Consider the following 15,136-nt stretch of genomic DNA (forward strand, 5'->3'; position numbering starts at 1 on the left):
CCTCGCGGCGGGAACGACCAGTGCTTCGGCGGCGGATCCACTGGTCTCCCAGGGCAAGCAGGTCACGGCCTCGTCGGTCGAGGGCGCCGGGTTCGAGGCCGGCAAGGCGGTCGACGGCACCGCGTCGACGAGGTGGGCCTCGGCGGAGGCGCACGATCCGGAGTGGATCCGCGTCGACCTCGGCTCGGCGTACCGGGTCAGCCGGGTGCGGCTGAGCTGGGAGGCCGCGTACGCCAGGGCCTACCAGGTGCAGACGTCGGCCGACGGTGCGTCGTGGACCGACGTCTACTCGACCACCTCGGGCGACGGCGGCGTCGACGACCTGACCGTGTCCGGCACGGGCCGGTACGTGCGGGTGCACGGCACGGCCCGCGGCACGGAGTGGGGCTACTCGCTGTGGGAGCTGGAGGTCTACGGCGCCGGTGACGGCACGCCGCCGCCGACCGGCGTCGACTACCCGTTCGGCAGCAGGCAGCAGCCGTACGTCTCCGGCGTGCTGCGACCGTCCGGCAGCACGTCCACTGTGGACGCAGCCGTGGTGGACTACTACCAGCGCTGGAAGTCGGCGTTCGTGCGGCAGAACTGCGGCAACGGCTGGTACCAGGTGATCTCGCCCGACGCGGACCACCCGTACGTCGCCGAGGCGCAGGGCTACGGCATGGTGATCGCCGCGACGATGGCGGGCGCAGACCCGGACGCGCGCAAGATCTTCGACGGCCTGGTGAAGTGGAAGCTCGACCACCCGTCGTCGATCAACCCGGACCTGCTCGCGGCCGAGCAGGACGTGAACTGCCGCAGCGTCAACGGCGGCGACGGCGCCACGGACGGCGACCTGGACGTGGCCTACGGGCTGCTGCTGGCCGACCGCCAGTGGGGCAGCACCGGCACGTACGACTACAAGCGGCTCGCGATCCGGCACATCAACGCGATCAAGGCCAGCGAGGTCAACCCCTCCACGAACCTGCTCAAGCTGGGCGACTGGACCAGTGCGGGCGATCGGTACTACTACCTGTCCCGGTCGTCGGACTGGATGGCGGACCACTTCCGGGCGTTCCGGAAGGCGACCGGCGACGGCGCGTGGGACACCATCCGCACGGCGCACCAGAACCTGATCACCCAGCTGCAGAACGGTTTCGCGCCGTCGACGGGCCTGCTGCCGGACTTCGTGGAGAACACCGACTCCTCGCCACGTCCCCCGGCCGGCGAGGTGCTGGAGAGCGTGAACGACGGCAAGTACTCGTGGAACGCGTGCCGCGACCCGTGGCGGATCGGCGCGGACGCGGTGACCAGCGGTGACGCCTCGTCGCTGGCCGCGGCCCGCAAGCTCAACACGTGGGTGAAGGCCAAGACCGGCGGCAACCCCTCCGCGATCGGCCAGGGCTACCAGCTCAACGGCACGCAGATCGCCGGTGGCAGCGCCGCCGCGTTCTTCGCGCCGTTCGCGGTGGCGGCGGCGACCGACCCGGGCAGCCAGGCGTGGCTGGACGCGTTGTGGGGCAAGATGCTGCAGACGCCGATCGACTCGAGCAGCTACTTCTCGGCGAGCATCCAGCTGCAGGTGATGATCACGGTGACGGGCAACCACTGGGTTCCCTAGCGGCTGTGACCACAGCCTCGTCCGGAACCACCGCCGGACGAGGCTGACGGTCACCGCCGGGCCGGGCGGTCGGCGACCGAGGCGGTCGCAAGGGACCCGCCAAGTCAGTAGAGCGTGCGCAGGAAGACCGGGCCGCCCTCCTCGGCGTTGGTCCCCTTCTCCACGAACGCGATGTTGTGGTGGAACGAGATCCCGCTGATCGTGCGCTGCAGGTCCGAACCGGCGCCGCGGGGATCGCCCACCTCGCTGTGGTTCAGACCGTCCACGAAGGACTTGAGCATCCCGATCGACGTGCCGTCCGTTCCGCCGGGGTGGCCGCCCCAGCTCGGCCAGTACGCGGTCTGCAGGTCCTCCACGACGTAGAGGCCGCCCGAGCGGACGTGCGGGAACAGGGCGTGGAACGACGTCCGCACGTGGTCGTTGAGGTGGCTGCCGTCGTCGATGACCACGTCGAACGGACCGAGCTCGCGGCCCAGCCGGTCGAGGAACTCGGCGTCGGACTGGTCGCCCCGCACGGTCATGATCCGCGGGCCTGCGACGTTCTTGTGCGCGATGTCCAGGCCGTGGACCAGGCCGCGCCGGAAGTAGCGCTCCCACATGCGCAGCGAGCCGCCGCCGCGGTCCGGGTCGTCGTAGCCGCCGATGCCGATCTCCAGCACCCGCACGGGCTCGGTGCGCAGCCGGGCGAAGTGGCGTTCGTAGTGCTGCGTGTACCAGTGCAGGTCGCCCCACTTGTCGGTGCCGAGCTCGACGGCGAGCTCGCCGAGGTCCTCGCGGGCCGGTCGCAACGCCGACAGCAGGCCCTGTACGGCCTGCGGGACGCCCTTGCGCGCGGCGAACCACCCGCCGATGCCGTTGTCGTCGACCTCGGGGTTCGGCGTGCTCACGGCGAGGCTCGACCACGGCCGTCCCGCGTAGAGGCTCCGCACTGCGTCGGCGAGGTCGAGCGCGACCACGAGGTCGGACTCGGGCCGCAGGTGGCTCGTCGTCACGCCGTCGAAGGTCAGGTCGAGCCGGACCTCGTGCTCGCCTATCTCCTTCAGCACCTCCGCGGCGACGGCGTCCGGTGTCAGCCCGCGGATCGTGGTGTCGAGCAGGTCCGGTCCGGCGGTGGCGGCCTGCAGAAGTGGTGCGAGAACCGTCCATCGGGCGGTGTCGAGCACAAGATCCCCCTCGAACGACTTGAGTCCGGCTTGAGCGCCTGCGACTTACCATCCCCGGCATGGGGATCCGACGAGTTTCACACACGATCTTGGCGGCGTTGCTGGTGCTGGTCGCGGCAGGGCCGGCGCAGGCGGGAGACCGGCAGGTGCTGTTCTACAACCACGCGTGGGGAACCTTCGACCGCGCCACCGCCGACGCGGTCGAGCGCTCGGCCTACCTGCGGGAGTTCGGGGACCTCGAGGTCCGGACGACAACAGGCGCGGACGGCCAGGTCTGGACAGGCCGCTACCTGCGCGGCCGCGAGACGTACCTGGAGGTCTTCGGCGTCGGCGACGTCGGCGGCCAGGACGGCGAGCTCGGCGCCGCGGGCCTGGGCCTGTCGACCGAACGCGACGGCGACATCGAGAAGGTCGGCGCACGGCTGCGCTCCGCGGGCCAGTCGCCGATCGACTTCCTGCAGACCCGCGACTTCGGCGACGGCAAGCCGGTGCCGTGGTTCGACTCGATCTTCCTCATCGAGACCTACGACCGGTTCGGCGCCTGGGCGATGGAGTACCGCGACGAGTACCTCGACGACCCGCGCAGCAAGGTCGGACCGGCGCGCTTCCCCGGTGACGTCAGCCGCGAGCGCTACCTGCCGGACACCTACCGGGACAAGCTGGCGCGCGACATCACCGCGATCACCCTCGCCGTCACCGCCTCGGACCTGAAGGCCACGCTGCCGTTGCTCCGCGCGGGCGGCCTCACCACCCGCACGGACGACCACGGCGCCGTGGTGACGCGCGGCGGCACGACGATGCGGTTCGACGTCGTCCCGATGGGGCAGACCGGCCTCAAGCGGATCGAGTTCGAGCTCAACCGCGGCGTCGCGCGGCACGTCGAGCAGCTGGGCACGTCGACGCTGGTCGTCGGTCCGGGCAAGCGGGCCGTCTGGACGTTCTGACACCCTTGGTCCTGATGGATCACCGCACTGGGCTCGTGGGACGCGAACGGGAGCTGCGCCGCCTGACCGCGCTGGCGGAGTCGGGCGGCGCGCTGCTGCTCGTCGGCGAGCCGGGAGTGGGCAAGTCGGCGCTGCTCTCGTCGCTGGACGGGCACCGGGTCGTCGGCGTCGAGTCCGAGCGGGACCTCCCGTACTCCGGTCTGCACCAGGTCCTGCACCCGTTCCTGGACCTGCGGGCACTGGCCGGCGTGCGGCGGTCCGCCCTGGAGGTCGTCCTCGGACTCTCCGCCGGCGCCGTCCCGCCCGTGCACCTCGTGGGTCTCGCCGCGCTGGACGTGCTGAGCGCGGCGAGACCCGTCGTGCTGGTGGACGACGCGCACTGGCTCGACCCGGCGAGCGCGGACGTCCTCGGCTTCGTGGCGCGACGGCTGACCGGCGGCGTGCTCGTCGTCGCAGCCCGGACGCGCGTCTTCGACGGCGTGCCGACGCTCGGCGTGGAGCCGCTGGGACCGGCCGACGCCTCCGCGTTGCTCGCGGAGGTCGCGCCGGCGTTGTCCTCCGACCGCCGGTCGCGCGTGCTGGCCGAGGCCGCCGGCAACCCGCTGGCGCTGGTGGAGCTGCCGTTCGGCGGCAACTCGCTGGAGGAGACGTTCGCCGCGCGCGTCGCGACCCTGCCCGGCGGGGTGCGGGCGGCGTTGCTGGAGGCGGCGCTCGGCGGTGCCGCGTGCGCGGCGTCGCAGGCCGTGGAGGCCAGGCTGGTCGACCGGGACGGCGCGTTCCTGCACCCGACGGCCAGGTCCGCGGTCGTCCGGTCGGCGAGCGCCGCCGAACTCCGCGACGCCCACCGGCGGCTCGCTGCCGTGGCCGACGAACCGGACCGCCGCGCGTGGCACCTCGCCGGGGCCGCTGACGGTGCCGACGAAACGGCGGCACGCCTGCTGGAGGAGACGTGCGACCGCGCGGTGCGCCGTGGCGGTGCGGTGCCGGCCGTGCGCGCGTTGGAACGGGCGGCTGCGCTGGGCGACGGCGGCCAGCGCGCGCGTCGGCTGCTGCGCGCGGCCGAGGTGGCAGCGGAAGCGGGCCGGCGCGACGACGTCGAACGAATCCTGCTGGCCGCGCGCGGCCTCGACCTGACCCCGCGCGAACGGGCGCTGGTGACGTGGCTGCCCAGCGCGTTCGACGACGGCGTGGGGGAGGGCACGGCCGGGCCGGGCGACCTGGCCGGGCTGGCCGAGGCCGTGGTCGCCGACGGCGACGTCGAGCTGGGGATGCGGATCTTCTGGAGCGTCGCGATGCGGTGCTTCTGGGTGGAGCCGGGCGCGGCCGTCCGGGACCGGATCGCGGCGGTGGCGCGGCGGCTGCCGATCGACCCCGGCGACCCGCGGATGCTCGCGATGCTGGCGTACGTGTGCCCGGTGGAGCAGGGCGACGCGGTGGTGGCGGGGCTGCGCGGCATCTCGGCGGCTGCTGCTCGCTCCGCCGCCGACCCCAGCGACCCGGCCACGCTCCGCCTCCTCGGCAGCGCCGCCCTCCAGGTCGGCGCCTTCGAGGACTCCGTCCGCCTCTCCGCCGCCGCCCAGCTCGGCTTCCGCGCCCAAGGCCGGTTCGCGCTCCTCGCCCGCGCCCGAGCGGTGGAGGCCTGGTCCCGAACCCGCCTGGGCGACCTGGCCGCCGCCGAACCGGCCGCGCACGAGGCCGCCGCCCTCGCCGAGGAAACCTCCCAGCCCTACATGCACGGCCTCGCCGCCGCCGTCCAAGCCGAGATCGCCGCGCTCAAAGGCGACCACGACGAAGCCGCGCGCAAAGCCGCCGAAGCCGAACGCATCGGACTCGCGGCGGGCGCCCGCCCGGTCCTCGCGACGGTGCAGCTCGCCAGGGCGCTCAGCGCGCTCGGGCAGGGCAGGCACGCCGACGCGTTCGCCGCCGTGCTGCGCGTCCACGACCCCGCCGATCCCGCCTACCAGCTCGCGTTGCGCCGGTACGTGCTGCCGGAGCTCGTCGAAGCCGCCACCCGCAGCGGCCACGCCGACGTCGCCGCGAAGATCGTTGACGAGCTCGACACCGCCACCGGCTCACCGGCGCTCGCGGCGGGGCTGCGCTACGCACGGGCGCTGCTCAACGACGACGAAGCGCTGTACGAAGCGGCGCTCGACGCGAAGAGCTCGCCGTGGGACCGCGCGCGGACGCAGCTGCAGTTCGGCGGGTGGCTGCGCAGGCGACGCCAGGCCGCGAAGGCGAGGCCGCACCTCAAGGCCGCCAAGGAGGCGTTCGAGGCGTTCGGCGCGAAGGACTGGGCGGAGCGGGCCGCGGAAGAGCTGCGGGCGTCCGGCGAGTCGCGCAACGGCAACGGCGAACTGACCAAGCACGAACTGACCATCGCGCGTATGGCGGCCGACGGGCTGACCAACAAGGAGATCGGTGAACGGCTGCACCTGTCGCATCGCACCGTGAGCACGCATCTGCACCGGATCTTCCCCAAACTCGGCGTCACCGCCCGCGCGGAACTCGACGCGGCCCTCATGACGTACGGCAACACCGTCACCTGACGCTCGCGAGCACCGGCCCGCGCTCCCTAGCGTCGAGGCCATGATCAGCAGGCGGCAGTTCTCCCAGGCACTGGCGGTGGCCGGCGTGGCGGCACCCCTCCTCACGCCCACCGCGCACGCGTCGGTCCCCGCGTGGGGCGCGACCAAGCAGGTCAGGGCCGGGCTGCTGGACATCGGCTACGCCGAGCTGGGCCCGAAGACCGGACCGGTGACGATCCTGCTGCACGGCTGGCCGTACGACATCCACAGCTACGCCGACGTCGCACCCGCGCTCGCCGCCCAAGGCCACCGCGTCCTCGTCCCGTACCTGCGCGGCTACGGCACCACGCGGTTCCTGCACGCGCACACCCGGCGCAACGGCCAGCAGTCGGCACTCGCCGCGGACGTCATCGCGTTCATGGACGCCCTGAACGTCCGCCAGGCGACGGTCGCGGGCTTCGACTGGGGCGCGCGGACGGCCTGCATCACCGCCGCGCTGTGGCCGGAACGCGTGAAGGCGCTCGTGTCGGTGAGCGGCTACCTGGTCGTGAACCTCCAGCAGAACCAGGAACCGCTGACGCCCCAAGCGGAACTGGGCTGGTGGTACCAGTACTACTTCGCGACGGACCGCGGTGTGCAGGGCTACACGCAGAACTCCTACGAGTTCAACAAGCTCATCTGGAAGCTCGCCTCGCCGCAGTGGAACTTCGACGAGGCGACCTACGCCCGGAGTGCCACCGCGTGGAAGAACCCCGACCACGTCGCGATCGTCATCCACAACTACCGGTGGCGCCTGCAGCTCGCGGAAGGCGAGCACCGCTACGACGGGCTCGAGAGCCGGCTCGCCCGCAAGCCCGTCATCAGCGTCCCGGCGATCACGATCGGCAGCGACTTCGACGGGCCGAACAAGGACGGCGCGGCCTACCGCAAGCAGTTCGGCGGTCGCTACGAGCACCGCGTCCTCGACGGCATCGGGCACAACGTCCCGCAGGAGGCGCCGGACGCGTTCACCCGCGCGGTGCTCGACGCGAGCCGCTAGACCGCGGGCGGCGTCAGGATTCCCCCGGCGGCCGTGCGGATGCGCAGCGACGAAGCCCTCACGTCCCGCACGATCCGCTCGACGTCGTACCCGACCAGCCGCCCGCCCCGCTTCACGATCCGGCCGTCGGAGAACACGGTGTCAACGTTGGCAGGGGTCGCCGCCTGCACCAGCGTGGTTTCGAACAACCCGCCCGGCGCGAGGTTGACATCGTTGGCGCGCACCAGGACGACGTCCGCCCGTTTGCCGACCGTGAGCGACCCGGTGACGTCGCCGAGACCGAGCGCGCGGGCGCCGTTCAGCGTCGCCATCGTCAGGACGTCGCGGAACCCGATCTCCGGCAGACCCGCGGTGGGCGTGCCCTGCCAGGGGACTCCGGTGGTCCAGGCGACGCGCATCGCCTCGAACATGTCCGACGGCGCGATCGACGTGGCGTCCGACGACAGCGACACCGCCACACCGGCCCGGCGGAAGCGCAGCAGCGCGTCGCGCGGGTCGCCCGCGGCGCCGAGCCGGAACTCCGAGTGCGGCGACCAGCTCAACGGCGTGCCGGTGCGGGCCATGACCTCCATGTCGCTGTCCAGCGCCGTGACGTAGTGCGTCAGCAACGTCTTCGGACCCAGCCAGCCGCGCCGCTCGTAGTCCGCCGCGTCCACGATCCGCGGCGGCGACTGGCCCGCGTGGATCGCGATCGGCAGGTCGCGCCGCACGGCCGCGTCCATGTCGGCGAAGAACGCCGGCTCGTCGCTCTGGGACAACCCGCGCACGCAGACACCGAGGTGCACCAGTCCGTCGAACGCGCTGCCGCGGGAGAAGTACCGCTGCCGCACGCTGTCGATGCCGGTGAAGTCCATCGGCACGTCACGCGGCATCTGGTCCACGTGCCCGTAAGAGAACCGTGCGCGCAGCAACCCGTCGCGGTGCGCGCGCAATTCGGCTTCCGCGTGCGCGAGGGAGCGGGTGTTGTTGGACCAGTTGTGGACGGTCGTCACGCCCGCGTTCGCCAGGTCGGCGAGCCCGAGCAGCACGCTGCGGTAGACGTCCTGCGGGTCGTACAACGTGGACGTGGCGCGCTTCGCCGCGAAGTACGGGAACCCGTCCGCCACGAAGTTGCGGCCCAGCGCGCTCCACATGTGGAAGTGGGTGTTGACGAAGCCGGGCATGACGATCATGCCGGTCGCGTCGACGACCTGGGCGCCGCGCGCGGTCAGGCCGGGACCGATGCCGGCGATCTCGCCGTCGTCGACCAGGACGTCCGCACGCGGCAGCACGCCGAGCTTCTCGTCCACGGTGACGACGGCGCCGCCCCGGATCAGGTAGCGGCGGCGGGACGTGTCGGCGGAGGCGGGAACGGTGGTGGTGGCCGAGACCGCGAGGGCGGCACCGACGGATTTCGCCAGTGTCCTTCGGTTGATCATGCGAGTCCTCCAGGAGCGGGGAGAACCTGCATGCTCGCTCACGTGTCCCGCCCTGTCACCGAGGCGCAGGACCGGCTGCGCCGCTCGGCTCAGCGCGCCTGGTCGAGTGGACGCAGGTACTTCAGCGGATCCGCCGTGAGGGCGTCGATCTGCGGCCTCAGCGCCGCCAGCCGGGCGGACTCGCTGGTCTGGCGCCGCGTGATCTCGTCGACGTTGGACGCCTGCACCACCAGCCCCGGTGCGACGAACCAGCCCTCCGGCAGCTTGCGGCCGCTCTTGGCGTGCTGGGCGAGCATCCACCCGGCCACCGCGCCCTTGAGGAAGTGCTCGGCGGAGATCGTCGCGAACAGGTGCCCCTCCTTGACGCCCTGCAACGCCAACGGGTCGATGCTGAACGACGCCGCCAGCCACTTCCCGTTCTTCGCCGCGTGCACGGCGGCGAGGTTGACCGCGTCGACGTCCCCCGCGCCCAGCAACGCGAGCGCGCCGGGGTTCGCGTCGGCGATCCGCTGCCACGTCGCGAGGTTCGTCGTGGCGTCGCGGCCGGTGTCGAGCGGGCCGAGCACCTGCGCCTTCGGCATCCGTTCGAGCAACCGCGACCGCATCCCCAGCACCCGCTGGTCCAGCGCCGGCATCGCGGGGGAGTTGCTGCCGATCACGATCGTGCCGGTGGCGTCCGGGGACAACCGGTCGGCCGTCGCGTCCGCGAGCGTCCTGCCCAGGTCGAAGCCGTCGTTCTCGATCATGAACTTGACCCCGGTGCCCGGCGCGACCTGACCGCCCGCGACCGCCATGACCGGGATGCCCTGCTCGACCACCCGCGCCATCGGCTCGGCCACGATCTCCGGCGCCACCGCCGACACCCCGATGCCGCCCTTGGCGCGCGTCGCGAGGTCCTGGAGCAGCTCGACCTGCTTGAGTCCGTCGTGCGTGTCCGGACCGGTCAGCTCGACCTTGACGCTGCCCGCGATCTCGGCGCCCGCGCGGAAGCCGTCGCTCATCTCGCGGGAGAAGTCGCGGCTGTTGTTCTGCGCCAGGAACCCGATTGTGGGCGGGTCATCGGACGTCTGCTCGCCGCCGCATCCGCTCACCCCCGTCACCGCGAGCAAAACCGCAGGCAGGACGACACGGACAGCGCGAACCACGGGAAAGCCCAATCAGTTGACCGCCGGAAAGCCGTCAAGGCTAGTGCACACGCCGAACCGCCGTGTCGGCTTGCGTGCAATCCTTTGGCTGCGTACCAATAGCTACTTCGCCGGAAAGCGATGTCCACGTGAGGCACCGATAGATGCTCTCCAACTGGGTCGAGGCCCGCACCACCGCGCACACGACCGTCATCAGCCTGACGATCGGTCTGGCCGCGCTGGCGGGGCTCGCGCTGTGGACGAGTCTGAGCATGCAGCGCGCCACGACGCACCTGCACGAGCTCAACGAGATCAGCGACCGCTGGGGTCTCGTGGTCCAGAACGTCGACGTGGCTGACCACGCGCTCGTCGACTACCTCCGCTCCGGCACCCCCGTCATGCGCAGACCCGTCTCGAACGCCGCCGGTGCCGCGGGCGACAGCCTGCGCTGGCTCCGGGACCGCGGCGGGCCCGCCGACGTGCGCGCCGCCACGATCGTCGGCGACCTCTACGGCGACTACTCGTCGCTGCTGCGCGAGACCGTCGCGGCCGGCGACCGCGGCGACACCACCGGCGCGTTCCAGAAGGCCGACCAGGCCGAGCTGACGCTGGTGTCGTTGCGCAAGCAGCTATCCACGGTCGTGCAGATCAAGCGCCTGGAGACCACCGACTACCTGCGTGCCGCGGAGGCGCAGAACGGCAGGCTCCGGCTCGCCGCCCTCATCGCGTTCGCCGTCGACCTCGGCCTGGTCGCGCTGTGCGGCGTGGTGCTGATCGGCCACCGCCGCAAGATCCTGCGCCAGGCCGCCAGGAGCGAGCACGAGGCGATGCACGACGCGCTGACCGGGCTCGCCAACCGCACGCTGCTCGTCCACCACGCCCAGCAGGCCATCGAGCGCTCCGACCGCACCGGCGACCCGCTCGGCCTGTTCCTGATCGACCTCAACCGCTTCAAGCCGATCAACGACACCCTCGGCCACGCGTTCGGCGACCGGCTGCTCCAGCACGTCGCCAACCGGCTGACCACGGCCGTCCGCGACGTCGACACGGTGGCGCGGCTGGGCGGCGACGAGTTCGCGGTCCTGCTGCCGTCGGTGCTCTCACCGGCGAACGCCCTCGTCGTCGCCGACCGCGTGCACCTGGCCCTGCGGGAGTCCGTGGACCTGGACGGCCTGTCGGTCGACGTCGGGTGCAGCATCGGCGTCGCCATGTACCCGGCCGACTCGGCGGACGTCCACGACCTGCTCAAGCACGCCGACATCGCCATGTACGCGGCCAAGCGCGCCCGCATCGGCACGTCCGTCTTCGCGCCGGGCGACGACCACAGCGCCGCCCAGCTCACGGTGATCAGCGACCTGCGCCGCGCCCTCGACCAGCAGGAGCTGGTGCTGCACTACCAGCCCAAGGCCGACGCGAGCACCGGCGAGGTCAACGGCGCCGAGGTCCTGTGCCGCTGGGAGCACCCGCGCCTGGGCCTGCTCGGCCCCGACCGGTTCATCCCGGCCGCCGAGGAGACCGGCCTGATCGAGCCGCTCACGCGGTACGTGCTCGACCACGCCCTCGCGCAGTGCCACACCTGGCACGACGCGGGCTGGGACGTGCCGGTCTCGGTCAACGTCGGCGCCCAGTGCCTGCACGACCCGACCTTCCCCGACCAGGTCGCCGACGCGCTGAAGCTGCACGGCCGCCCGCCCGGCGTGCTGACGCTGGAGATCACCGAGAGCGCGATCATCGCCGACCCCATCCGGGCGAGCGACGTGCTGACCCGTCTGCGGGAGCTGGGGGTCCGGCTGTCGATCGACGACTTCGGCACCGGCTACTCGTCCATCGCCTACCTGCGCACGATGCCCGTGCACGAGATGAAGATCGACCGCTCGTTCACGACCAACATGCGCACGGACGCGTCCAGCGGCGCGATCACCCGCTCGTTGCTCGGCCTCGCGCACAACCTGGAGCTGGAGGTCGTGGCCGAGGGCGTCGAGGACGAGGAGACGTGGAACGTCCTCGCCGCCCTGGGCTGCGACATCGTGCAGGGCTACTGCCTGAGCAGACCGCTGCCGGCCGACGACTTCGCGGCGTGGCTGCGCGACCGGACGCTGAACGAGCTGGCCGCGCCCGCGCCGTGACTACTTCCGGACGGCCAGCCGGTAGGCGGCCGCGCCGATCAGCTCCAGCGACACCTGCAACCGCTCCGGGCTGATGTTGTCGCGGATCGTGTCCTCCGGCGTGTGGTAGATCGGCTCCAGCTGGGCGGGCCCGCCCTCGCCGCGCCAGCTGAAGTTCGCCGCCGCGACGCCCTTCTCGTGGAACGGCACGTGGTCGCTCGACCCGCGCGTCACCGGTCCGTGCACCCGCGGGTCATACCCGAGCCGTTGCGCCGCGGCGCGGACTCCGGCAGTGGTCGCGTTGTCCGCGCCGTCGACGGAAAGCAGCCAGTACGCCGTGGCCGGGTCGTGGCTGGTGGCGACCATGTCATTCTGGAACACGCCCTTGATCCGCGCGATCTCCTCCAGCGCGAGCTGCGACACGTAATGCCGTGACCCGAGCAGACCCTGCTCCTCCGAGCCCCACAGCGCGAACCGCAGCGCCTGGTGGGTGGGCAGGTGGCGCAGCACGCGCGCGAGCTCCAGGCACAGCACGGTTCCGCTGCCGTCGTCGTTGGCGCCCGGCGAGCCGGGCACGCTGTCGTAGTGCGCGGTCACCATCACGACCCCGTTGTCCCGCCGGGGGAACGTCGCCGGGCGGTCCGCGATCACGTTGTAGGACGTGAGGTTCGGGTGGTGCGTCGTGGTGATCGTCAGCTCGCCGGAGCCCCTGGCGCGCAGCTGTTCGGTGTGCACCTGCGCGAGGCCGATGACCGGGACGGCGACGTCGCGGTCGAGGGTGGGGGAGTAGGCGCCGGACTTGCTCGCGGTCGCGGAGATCCGGCCGAGGACGACGGCCACCGCGCCGCGTTCGACCGCCGCGAACGTCGGCGCGGACCCGGCGGGGGCGTTGACGTAGAACGCGATCTTGCCGGTGAGGTCCGGCAGCTCGCCGTCGACGACCTCGACGAACGGCGCCGTGACCGTGACACCCAGGGTGCCGAACCGCGAGGCGCCGGCCTGCCAGCGGCCGTCGATCTCGGCGAGGTACTTGTCCGGCACGGTGAACGGCTGCGTCGTCACCTGGTAGCGCAACGACTTCAGCTCCCGCACGAGGTAGTCGCGGGCGCGGTGTTCCGACTCGGTGCCGCCGATGCGCGGCCCGATCCGGTCGCTCAGGACCTTGAGGTGCTCCAGTGCGTTGCGAGCCCTGACCCGTGCCACCACGGGGAAGTCGCCGAGGTCGAGGTCGGGCAGATGTGCGGCGCCCGGCCGCTGCTCCGTCGCCGCGAGCGCGCTCACCGGGTTGGCCACCACGGCGGCGAGTCCCGCGGCGGCGGCGAGGAAGTCACGTCTGCGCATGTCGGTTCCCCCGTCGGAAGATGTGCAGGCGTTTCCGAACGTAGGCAGCCGCGCGGAGGCGCGACAAGCGACTAGTGGCTGGCTTTCGCCGCCGCGTGGTCGAGCACGAGGTCCTCGACCTGGCGGCGTGCGTCCGAACGGGCCTTGTGCACGCACGCCATCAGGTGCGCCGCGAGGACGTCCGGGTCGAGGTCGCGCACGGCGGGGTCCAGCGTGATGCCGGTCGTGACGCCGTTCGAGTCGACCGAGACGCGGACACCGCCGCGCTTCGCCTCGCCGCTCACCGCCGCGAGCAGCCCGACGAGGTCGCGGTAGCGGCGCTCCTCGCGTTCGGCGGCGACGTCGCGGCGCTCCTCCCACCACTCGATCCGGCGGCGCAGCAACGCCAGGACGGACGCGGGGTCGGCGACCGGGACGGTCCACGAACCGGACGCGGTGTGCAGCACGATCGCGTTCGCCTGCGCCGTCACGCGCCGGATGCGCACGAATGACACCCCGGCGTCGACCCGGGAACCGCCTCGCGTGGTCCAGTCGATCCGGTCGATGCCGATCACGACGCGGGACCCGTCGCCCGCCACCACGAGCGGGAACGCCGTCGACCCGAGCTCCAGCACGGGCGTCGCGAGCAGCGACCGGTGGGCCATCCTGGCGAGCGCGCTCGCCGAACCCGCGCCGAGCACCCCGGCCGCGCACAACGCCTTCACCGCGATGGCCGCGCCGGGGCTGAGCCGCAGCGCGATGCCCGAACCGGGCAGCACGCCGAGCACGAGCTGCGCGCCGGTCATCAGGGTGGTCGCGGGCAGCCACGAGTGCGGGTCGCTCAACCCGTTGCGGCGCAACCAGGACAGCAACGCCCACGCGCACGCGGCCGCCGCGACGGCCGGGATCGCCGACCACCACGGCATGATCCGCTGGCCCGCGGACGTCATCCCGGCGAGCACGACGCAGACGATTCCGATCGCGACCGGCAGCACGCCGGCGGAGAGCAGCAGCAACGTCCGGGTGCGGCGCCACCGCGCGGCCAGCGCGTGCACGACCTGGGGATCGTTGATCAGGGGGATGGACCGGGGAATCAGTGTCATCAACGCGCACCCCTAGTCAGCTCTCCGCCGCCACCGCGTGTGACGTGCGGGCCGACCAGACTTCCCGGCTCACCTGGCCGTTAATATGCCGCAAATGTCCAGATCACGCAACTGTCCACAGTGGATCAGAGTGGGAAAACCATGCGGCACAACGCCCTCGGGTGGGGTTGGATGTCGCGATGATCACCTACGACACCGATGTCAGCGGCCTCACCGAGGACGACCTCGCGGGCTTCTTCGTCGGCTGGCCCACGCCGCCGTCCCCCGCGCAACACCTCGCCGTGCTGCGCGGCAGCTACCGCGTGGTGGTCGCGCGCTCGGACGGCGCGGTCGCCGGGTTCGTGAACCTGATCAGCGACGGCGTGCTGACGGGGTTCGTGCCGTGGCTGGAGGTGCGGCCGGAGTTCCAGGGGCGGGGCATCGGCTCCGAGCTGGTGCGCCGCGTCCTCGCCGAGGGCGCGCACCTCTACTCGGTCGACCTGACGTGCGACGACGAGCTGCGGCCGTTCTACGAACGGCTCGGTCTGGTCGCGCTGACCGGCATGGGTGTGCGCCACCGCGGCGTGCTGAAGGTCTAAGCACCTTGCCAGAAGTTGTGTCTGTAACTCGCGGAAGTTGACCTTGCCGCGAACGTAAAGAGCCCCGTCGGGTTGGATTCGGTTACCACACAGAATCGACCCGACGAGGCCTCCACCAGTATGCGCCCCGCGCATGTCTACGCCGATCTGACCCCTGCCCAGCACCTCGAGCTGATCACCGCACTGCACGGACCCTGGCGAGTCGCCGCCCGCATCGTCA

11 protein-coding genes are annotated in these 15,136 nt (G+C 72.0%); 6 read left to right on the plus strand and 5 right to left on the minus strand.

Annotated features, from left to right (window positions below):
• Positions 1-1,597: glycosyl hydrolase family 8 (locus tag VF330_RS17885; protein WP_330852748.1), on the plus strand; the 1,597-nt coding region annotated here is incomplete at its 5' end.
• Between the two features lie 104 nt (positions 1,598-1,701).
• On the opposite strand, the gene VF330_RS17890 is transcribed toward VF330_RS17885, so the two are convergent.
• Entirely contained in the window at positions 1,702-2,760 is a 1,059-nt protein-coding gene (locus VF330_RS17890) for a class I SAM-dependent methyltransferase (protein ID WP_330852749.1), read from the minus strand.
• 59 nt (positions 2,761-2,819) lie between these two features.
• Here VF330_RS17890 and VF330_RS17895 point away from each other — a divergent pair, with 59 nt between their 5' ends.
• The 3 genes from VF330_RS17895 to VF330_RS17905 are packed head-to-tail and all read left to right on the plus strand — an operon-like array spanning position 2,820 to position 7,268.
• The gene (locus tag VF330_RS17895; RefSeq protein WP_330852750.1) at positions 2,820-3,704 is read left to right on the plus strand and encodes a DUF5829 family protein; all 885 of its coding nucleotides are present in this window, start codon (positions 2,820-2,822) and stop codon (positions 3,702-3,704) included.
• Between the two features lie 14 nt (positions 3,705-3,718).
• Positions 3,719-6,250, plus strand: coding sequence for a LuxR C-terminal-related transcriptional regulator (locus VF330_RS17900; RefSeq protein WP_330852751.1), 2,532 nt, complete (start codon positions 3,719-3,721; stop codon positions 6,248-6,250).
• A 40-nt stretch (positions 6,251-6,290) separates the two neighbouring features.
• Entirely contained in the window at positions 6,291-7,268 is a 978-nt protein-coding gene (locus tag VF330_RS17905) for an alpha/beta hydrolase (protein WP_330852752.1), read from the plus strand.
• Here the strand turns inward: VF330_RS17905 and VF330_RS17910 are convergent.
• Together VF330_RS17910 and VF330_RS17915 are read right to left on the minus strand one after the other, a co-directional pair.
• Positions 7,265-8,686 (minus strand): amidohydrolase family protein, encoded by a 1,422-nt coding sequence (locus VF330_RS17910; protein WP_330852753.1) that lies wholly within the window; start codon positions 8,684-8,686, stop codon positions 7,265-7,267. The genes VF330_RS17905 and VF330_RS17910 overlap by 4 nt on opposite strands.
• A gap of 89 nt (positions 8,687-8,775) precedes the next feature.
• Positions 8,776-9,777, minus strand: a complete 1,002-nt coding sequence (locus VF330_RS17915) for a sugar ABC transporter substrate-binding protein (protein ID WP_330852754.1) — start codon at positions 9,775-9,777, stop codon at positions 8,776-8,778.
• A 197-nt stretch (positions 9,778-9,974) separates the two neighbouring features.
• Between VF330_RS17915 and VF330_RS17920 the strand changes: the two genes are divergently transcribed.
• On the plus strand, positions 9,975-11,936 hold the full coding sequence (locus tag VF330_RS17920; RefSeq protein WP_330852755.1) for a bifunctional diguanylate cyclase/phosphodiesterase: 1,962 nt from the start codon (positions 9,975-9,977) through the stop codon (positions 11,934-11,936).
• On the opposite strand, the gene VF330_RS17925 is transcribed toward VF330_RS17920, so the two are convergent.
• Positions 11,937-13,256, minus strand: a complete 1,320-nt coding sequence (locus VF330_RS17925; RefSeq protein WP_330852756.1) for a M28 family peptidase — start codon at positions 13,254-13,256, stop codon at positions 11,937-11,939.
• Positions 13,257-13,327: 71 nt separating this feature from the next.
• Positions 13,328-14,338 carry a YbaB/EbfC family nucleoid-associated protein gene (locus VF330_RS17930; protein WP_330852757.1) on the minus strand — a complete coding sequence of 337 codons (1,011 nt, stop codon included), beginning with the start codon at positions 14,336-14,338 and terminating at the stop codon, positions 13,328-13,330.
• 179 nt (positions 14,339-14,517) lie between these two features.
• Between VF330_RS17930 and VF330_RS17935 the strand changes: the two genes are divergently transcribed.
• Positions 14,518-14,916, plus strand: coding sequence for a GNAT family N-acetyltransferase (locus VF330_RS17935; RefSeq protein WP_330852758.1), 399 nt, complete (start codon positions 14,518-14,520; stop codon positions 14,914-14,916).
• Positions 14,917-15,136: the final 220 nt, after the last annotated feature.

It is taken from the genome of Lentzea sp., assembly GCF_036380075.1.
In the GTDB taxonomy this organism is placed as follows: Bacteria; Actinomycetota; Actinomycetes; order Mycobacteriales; family Pseudonocardiaceae; genus Lentzea.